5 protein-coding genes and 1 tRNA gene are annotated in these 7,958 nt (G+C 36.2%); 2 read left to right on the forward strand and 4 right to left on the reverse strand.

Features of this window, described 5'->3' with window-relative positions; translation table 11 throughout:
• Positions 1-81: 81 nt before the first annotated feature.
• Positions 82-915 (forward strand): GIN domain-containing protein, encoded by an 834-nt coding sequence (locus DB891_RS15620; RefSeq protein WP_116764516.1) that lies wholly within the window; start codon positions 82-84, stop codon positions 913-915.
• Positions 916-1,144: 229 nt separating this feature from the next.
• Here the strand turns inward: DB891_RS15620 and trxB are convergent, their stop codons facing one another.
• Positions 1,145-2,119, reverse strand: a complete 975-nt coding sequence (trxB, locus tag DB891_RS15625; protein WP_116764517.1) for a thioredoxin-disulfide reductase — start codon at positions 2,117-2,119, stop codon at positions 1,145-1,147.
• Between the two features lie 150 nt (positions 2,120-2,269).
• Here trxB and DB891_RS15630 point away from each other — a divergent pair.
• A tRNA-Pro gene (locus DB891_RS15630) sits at positions 2,270-2,344 on the forward strand.
• 247 nt (positions 2,345-2,591) lie between these two features.
• Here DB891_RS15630 and DB891_RS15635 read toward each other — a convergent pair.
• The 3 genes from DB891_RS15635 to DB891_RS15645 form a co-directional block, all read right to left on the reverse strand.
• On the reverse strand, positions 2,592-4,529 hold the full coding sequence (locus tag DB891_RS15635) for an OmpA family protein (RefSeq protein WP_116764518.1): 1,938 nt from the start codon (positions 4,527-4,529) through the stop codon (positions 2,592-2,594).
• 190 nt (positions 4,530-4,719) lie between these two features.
• Positions 4,720-5,625: a PorP/SprF family type IX secretion system membrane protein gene (locus DB891_RS15640; protein WP_116764519.1), complete on the reverse strand. Its 906-nt coding sequence runs from the start codon at positions 5,623-5,625 to the stop codon at positions 4,720-4,722.
• A gap of 62 nt (positions 5,626-5,687) precedes the next feature.
• The coding region (locus tag DB891_RS15645) for a T9SS type B sorting domain-containing protein (RefSeq protein WP_133243531.1) at positions 5,688-7,958 on the reverse strand (2,271 nt) is incomplete at its 5' end.

Consider the following 7,958-nt stretch of genomic DNA (forward strand, 5'->3'; position numbering starts at 1 on the left):
AACAGAATTTCTAAAACATCCGTTTCATTAAGTATTGAAACGGATGTTTTTTTATATTTGTAAAAATCCAAATTGAATTAAATGAAAATCTCCCACGTAATTTTACTTTTCCTGTTAACAACGACCATGGCCATTGGTCAAAATAAAGAAAAAATAAAAGGTTCTAAAACCGTTACCGAAAAACCAAAAGAAATTGGTGAATTTAATGCCTTAGAAATTGAAGACAACCTAACTGTTTTCTTGGAAAAAGGTCCAAAAAATGAAATAAAAATTGAGGCCGATGACAATCTGCATGAAATCATTTCATTTGACATTAAAGAAAAAACTCTTCGCATTTATACCACTAAAGAAACAAGTAGTTTCAAAAAGCTAACGGTATGGATTAAATATACGGATGATTTAAAATCGGTACTCGCCAAAAACACCAGTACAGTAAATGCAATAGAAGCCATACAATTGGATGACATTACCTTTTCGACATTTGATTTTTCCAAATTGTATTTGAATGTGAATTCGAAAAATTTCACTTTAAAATCGGATGACAAAACAAAAATTGAACTCAATTTAAAAGCCGAAAAAGCAAAAATTGAATTGAGCAAAAATGCACAGATTAAAGCGTTAATTTCTACGGTTGATTTAGCTTTTGATCTGTACCAAAAATCGATTGCTACTATAGAGGGAGATGCCACTAATGCAATTATCCGTTTAGATAACAACTCTCTTTTTACAGGAAATAAATTCAACATAAAAAATGCTGATGTTACTACCGAAGGTTATTCAGTTTGTAATACTCTAGCCGAAACAAAACTGGTCATTGACGCCACTGATAGTTCAAAAATTTTCTTGCTTGGAACTCCAAAAATTGAGGTACGTAAATTTTTAGGGGAGGCCCAATTCATTAAGAAATTGAAGTAATCACAAAGTTCGTTTTCAGTTTTCACTACAAAACGGATTCCAATGTCTAAGACTACTCTGAAAACCGGAAACTAAACAGCTCATTATTTTCCATAAAAAAAGTCCCAACTTAAAAAAATTGGGACTTTTTTGATATTATATATTTTTCTTCCTAAAAAACATTTAAAATTTGGTTGTCAGGAACCGCTTTTTATTAGGAAGAAAATTGATTCATGGCGGTTTCAATAGATTAATTGACGCACTTTTCTAATTGAGTATGCTCTATGGAAGCTAAATATCTTTCAGCGTCCAATGCCGCCATACAACCAGTTCCTGCAGCCGTAATCGCTTGACGGTACACATGATCTGCTGCATCACCCGCTACGAAGACACCATTTACATTCGTTTTTGATGTTCCAGGAGTATTTACAATATAACCTGTTTCATCAAGTTTTATATACTCTTTGAAAATTTCTGTATTGGGCTGGTGACCAATCGCAACAAAGAAACCGGTAGCCGGAATATCAAAAATATCTCCAGTAGTTTTATTTTTTGCTTTTACACCAGTTACCACTTGCTCATCACCCAATACATCAACGGTATCGTGATTCATCAAAATGGTAATGTTTTCAGTTTTACGAACACGATCTTCCATAATTTTAGAAGCTCTAAATTTTTCGCTACGTACCAGCATCGTTACTTTGGAACATAATTTAGACAAATAATGAGCCTCTTCACAAGCTGAATCCCCTGCCCCTACTATAACAACTTCTTGATTTCTATAAAAGAATCCGTCACAAACGGCACAAGCAGAAACTCCGCCTCCCATTTTTAGATAATGTTGTTCAGATGGAATATTCAAATATTTAGCTGAAGCTCCCGTAGAAATAATCACGGTTTCACAATGCAATTCTATGGTGTCATTGATCCAAACTTTATGGATATCTCCAGAGAAATCAACCTTTGTAGCCCAACCATCACGGATGTCGGCACCAAAACGTTGTGCTTGACTTTGTAACTGTACCATCATTTCGGGACCAGTAACTCCATCTACATAACCTGGGAAGTTTTCTACTTCATTGGTGGTAGTCAATTGACCACCTGGTTGCATTCCTTGGTATAAAACAGGATTCATATTAGCTCTAGCAGCATATATGGCCGCAGTATAACCCGCTGGACCAGAACCTATAATAAGGCATTTGATTTTTTCTATTGTATCCGACATATTTTTTACTTTTTGAAATGCAAATATACCCTTTATTATAAAAAATTCACACTCTTATAAATCCAAAAAACTGATGTCGAAATAAATTTTATTTATTTCTCAAAAACATTTTGATAAACAGAATTAAACCTTATATTTGCACTCGAATTACGGGGTGTAGCGTAGCTCGGTTATCGCGCCTGCTTTGGGAGCAGGAGGCCGCAGGTTCGAATCCTGCCACCCCGACAAAAAGCCGAACAGCAATGTTCGGCTTTTTTTGCGCAAAAAAAATCACAACCTACCTGTTTTGAAAACAGGGAAGATCAATGGATTATCGTTTTACAAATTACTATATGATGAAGTGTCTCTAGAAATAAAATATTTGTAAACATAGGGGGTACAAATATTTTAAAAAATCCAAATAAATATAGGGATATAAATGAAACAGCCTTTTCTACTAGAAAAGGCTGTTTTTTTAATCAAGATATTCAATTTACATCGAAGTAATAATAAATTCACTTCTTCTATTCGCTTGATGTTCCTCTTCGGTACATTTTACGTCATCAGCGCATTGATTCACTAATTGTGTTTCTCCATATCCTTTGCCTGTTAATCGTTCGGCAGCTATTCCATTTTTGACTAACCATGCAATAGTTGCTTTGGCTCTTCTGTCCGAAAGTTTTTCATTATAAGCATGAGTCTGTCTGCTATCAGTATGTGAACGAACATCAATTTTCATCGCTGGATGTTGTTTCATCACGTCTAAGATTTTCTCTAACTCAAAGGCGGCCTCTTTTCGAACGAATGATTTATCTAAGTCGAAGTAAATCATTTTTATACCAAAACATTTCGCTAAATCATCGCCAACAACAACTTTACATATTGCTTTTGTTAAGGCCAATAGCAAATCTGTTTTGCTTGCGTTTCTATCAATAGTTATAGCTTCCTCTTTTGTTTCATAGTCTTGACTTGCAGCTCTAACATAATATTTTTGATCACAATTTACTTTAAAATTATACTTCCCGTCTGCTCCTGTTACTATTTCTCCAATTATTTGGAATTGATCATCCAATAAATTTACTTTTGAATTCCCCAGTACTACATTGGTTTCAACATCTACAATAGTTCCGGTTAAAACTTGCTCACAAACTAATTTTTTGGTTTCCGTAAATCGGTAAACATCATCATAACCATTCCCTCCCTCTCTGTTAGAGGAGAAAAAACCGTATCTATTTTTGCTGTTCATTACAAAAGCAAAATCATCTTGTTTTGTATTTATAGGAGCTCCAATATTTTGTACTTCTCCAAAAGTCGAATCACTTTTAATAGCTGAAACAAATACATCGAGTCCTCCTAATCCTGGACGTCCGTCACTGGCAAAATACAACTCATTATCCCCTGACACAAAAGGAAAAGTTTCTCTTCCTTCTGTATTTATAGTTGCTCCCAAATTTTCAGGCGTACCAAAACTACCATCATTATTAATGGTAACGCTAAACAAATCGGATTGTCCTAAACTTCCCGGCATGTCTGAGGCAAAATACATCTTTTTCTCATCTACACTTAATGTCGGATGTGCCACACTGTATTGATTACTGTTAAATGGTAATTCAATAATATCAGTCCATTTTCCATCAACAAGGCTCGCTTTATACAATTTTAATAAGGTGATTTTTTTATCGTCTTTCCCTTTTGTGCCATTCAAGAAATTGTTTCTGGTAAAATACATCGTTGTTCCGTCTTTTGTAAAAACAGGTGTCGATTCATTAAACTTTGAATTGACCTTTCTTTCAAATCGTTCTGCCTCACCAACACTTCCATCTGGTTTTAATTCCACCGCATAAAGGTTTGTAAAGGATTTATTGGTCCACTTGAATCTTTTTTTGGTAATTCCTCCCGTATCTCGAGCTGAAGCAAATACCAACTTATTATCTAAAAAAGAACTTCCATAATCCGAATATTTCGAATTGATTCCGGCATCTGCAATTTCAAATCGCCCTGAATTGGATTTTATTTGTTCCAAATAATTTTTATTCTTTTCAAATAACAATCCTCTTTTATCAGCGTTTGCTTTTTGATTGAATAGCTCCAACATTTTATCTGCTTTAGCATAATCGCCTTTTGATTTTAGCGTTTGGGAATATCGGTAATAATATTCTAATTCCTGTTGCTCATTCATTTCAAAAAGAGCATCGTACCATTTTAAAGCTTTGGTTAACTCTCCATTAAAGTAATAGGCATTGCCCAATCTTTGAAACATTTTTTCCTCTTTATATCCTTTCTCTGCCACCTTTTCGTAAGTAGCAATTGCGTCGATATAAGCATATTTATTGTATTTTTTATCGGCGTTAGCGATATTGCCAGTTTGTGCAATTCCCTTGAAAACAAATAGCACTAAAAAAACGGTATAAACTAAATTTTTAATTTTCATATGTAGATAATATTTGTTTTTTAATGGAATATGGTATCGCTAGATCTTCATTGGTGTTTGTGACAACTTCAGTCATGGCGATTTCATATGTGTTTTATTTTTTAATGGATCCCGATAGCTATCGGGAGGTATCGACACTCTTCATTCTAATTTTAGATTTAGGAATCATGGCGATTTCATAATTGGAATATTAGAAAAATCTAGGTGAAGTTATTCGACTAAAATCATTAAAAAATTCGAAACGCAGGAAAATCTCATGAGATCCTGAGTTGTAATTATTCAAATTGGTTGTTTCTTGGTCATATCCATAACCAAGATATAAACCATCGGTAATTTGGAATCCAACCATAGCACTCAAGGCTGCACTCCATCTATAGGCAACCCCAATCACAAATTTGTCGTTAAACATAAAATTGGCTGAAAGATCTACTTGCAAAGGTGAACCTTCAACCATTTTGGTCAATAGGGCTGGTTTGAATTTTAGAGTAGGATTTAAATCAAATACGTAACCAGCAATCAAGTAATAATTTATTTTCTCTTTAAATATGGCAACTTCATTTGCATCATAACGATTGGTTTCTAGAAAATTGGGCACAGACAAACCAACATACCCTTTATCAGAATGCCAATAGACCCCAGCCCCAATGTTAGGCGAAAATTCACTGTTTAAATTTTGAAATTGAGGGTCATCTTGATCCTCCTGGCTTAATTTATTAACATCAAGATTAAACAAATTCGCTGTAGCTTTCATACCAAACGAAAGTTTGAAAGTTTCTGAAGTTGGTATAGAGTAGGACAAATCTGCGGAAAAAGTATTTTCAGTTGTTGGTCCAATTTTATCATTAACCAATGAAACTCCTAATCCTAAATTACTATTATTTAAAGGTGTGTTTAATGAAAAACTACTGGTCACCGGAGCTCCATCGAGTCCAACCCATTGGGTACGGTATAGTCCAAAAATATTCATGACACTTCTTGAACCTGCATAAGCAGGATTAATAGTGATGGTATTGTACATGTATTGCGTAAACTGCGCATCTTGCTGTGCAAAACCCGCAACAGAAAAAAACATAAAAACTAAAACTAATTTTCTCATTTATTTTACTTTTAAGAATGGCTTAGCATAAAAACTAAGCCATTTAAATTTGTTTTGACTAATTACTTACCGAGGTATAAATACCCAGCCTGCTGATGCGCATTGGATTCACTGTCTTTATATTTCAGAACATAATAATAGGTTCCCACTGGCAATCCATCAGATGATGCAACAGTTACACGTCCTTCAGAGAATCCTCTAAATACTACATTAACATTATCATAATGATCACGTTCGTACACTAAAACTCCCCAGCGATTATAAATTTCAACCGTATTGTCAGGATAACATTCTAATCCTTGAATATAGAATCGGGCATTCTTTGTATCTCCATTCGGAGAAATAGCATTAAATACTTTTATAACACATCCTGAAATTGGCAATACCGTTGGACTATCATCCAAAATACTGCTACTGTCTGATTTGTCTCTTACTACAATATCATTTGGACCTGTTCCAGAAACTTCGGCTTGATTCGATATACTTCCTAAATTAATATCGGCTTGTACTATAGAATAGGCACCTGTAAATGAAGTCGTGTCCTCTTGTCCAACAGCTAAATTTATTGGACCTCCAGTCATAGTTACTCCTGTTAGCGGATCTACTACGAATACATTGGTCAAAGCGACATTTCCTGTATTTGTCACTGCGAAATTATAGGTAATGGTTTCCCCAACTTTTGCATAACCATCACCATTTTCGTCATTGAAATGAGCTGTTTTCACTAAAGCTATACTTGGACTTGCTACGAATATGGTTACTGGCGTTACTATGATTTCATTCGAAACCGTAGCGCATGTCACTGGCGTTAATTTATCGCATAAAGTATAAACCACATTATAAGTCCCCGGTGTGGTTCCTGCAGCAACAGTTACTTTTCCGGTTGCGGGGTCTAATGTAATTCCCGTTGGCCATGTTCCTGATACTGCAACGCTCGCGTTTCCTGTTGTTCCCAATACTGCCGGAACTCCATTTACTGTATCGTTGCTTGCAATGTTTGCAAAAACATCTCCTCCTGTTGATGGGATGGTTCCGTTTTCGAATAGTGGAGCTACAACTGCTGTTACTTTGATTTCATTCGAAACCGTAGCGCAAGTTTGTGGCGTTAATTTATCACACAATTCATAAACTACATTATAAGTTCCCGGTGCAGTTCCTGCAGCAACAATTACTTTTCCAGTGGCTGGATCTAATGTAATTCCCGTTGGCCATGTTCCAGATACGGAAACGCTCGCGTTTCCTGTTGTTCCCAATACTGCCGGAACACCATTTACTTTATCGTTGCCTGCAATGTTTGCAAAAACTGTCCCTCCCGTTGATGCGATGGTTCCGTTTTCGAATATTGGTGCTACAACTGCTGTTACTTTGATTTCATTCGAAACCGTAGCGCATGTCACTGGCGTTAATTTATCACACAATTCATAAACTACAGTATAAGTTCCCGGTGCTGTCCCTGCAGCAACAGTTACTTTTCCAGTGGCTGGATCTAATGTAATTCCCGTTGGCCATGTTCCAGATACGGAAACGGTCGCGTTTCCTGTTGTTCCTAATGTTGCCGAAACTCCATTTACCTTATCATTTGATGCAATATTTACGAATACAGTTCCTCCTGTTGATGGGATCGTTCCGTTTTCTAATACTGGCTCAACAATTGCTGTTACTTTGATTTCATTCGAAACCGTAGCACATGTCACTGGCGTTAATTTATCACACAATTCATAAACTACATTATAAGTCCCCGGTGCTGTCCCTGCAGCAACAGTTACTTTTCCAGTGGCTGGATCTAATGTAATTCCCGTTGGCCATGTTCCTGATATTGCAACCGTGGCGTTTCCTGTTGTTCCCAATACTGCCGGAACTCCATTTACTTTATCGTTGCTTGCAATGTTTGCAAAAACTTCCCCTCCCGTTGATGCGATGGTTCCGTTTTCGAATATTGGACATACATAATTGTTAATAATAACTTCAACCGTTCCAGACGTACAACCATCAACAGTTACTGTATAATTAAAAGTAGTTCCTGCTGACAATCCTGAAATAGTTGTTGAAGCTGTACTTCCAGAAATATTCCCTGGATTGATAATCCAGTTTCCTGTAGGTAAGCCATTCAAAACTACACTTCCTGTTACCAAAGCACATGTTGGATGCGTAATGGTTCCAACTGTTGGTGCTGATGGCAACGCATTTATTGTTAATGGAGCGGTTACTTTTGTTTTACAGCCACTTCCGTTGGTTATCGTATATTCCACTGTTACCGTTCCTGCCGTTAAGCCCGAAACAACGCCTGATGTATTGATACTTGCCGTTCCTGTTCCTGCCGAAATTGACCAAGT

Origin of the sequence: Flavobacterium laiguense (genome assembly GCF_003097655.1) — a bacterium.
Classification (GTDB): domain Bacteria; phylum Bacteroidota; class Bacteroidia; order Flavobacteriales; family Flavobacteriaceae; genus Flavobacterium; species Flavobacterium laiguense.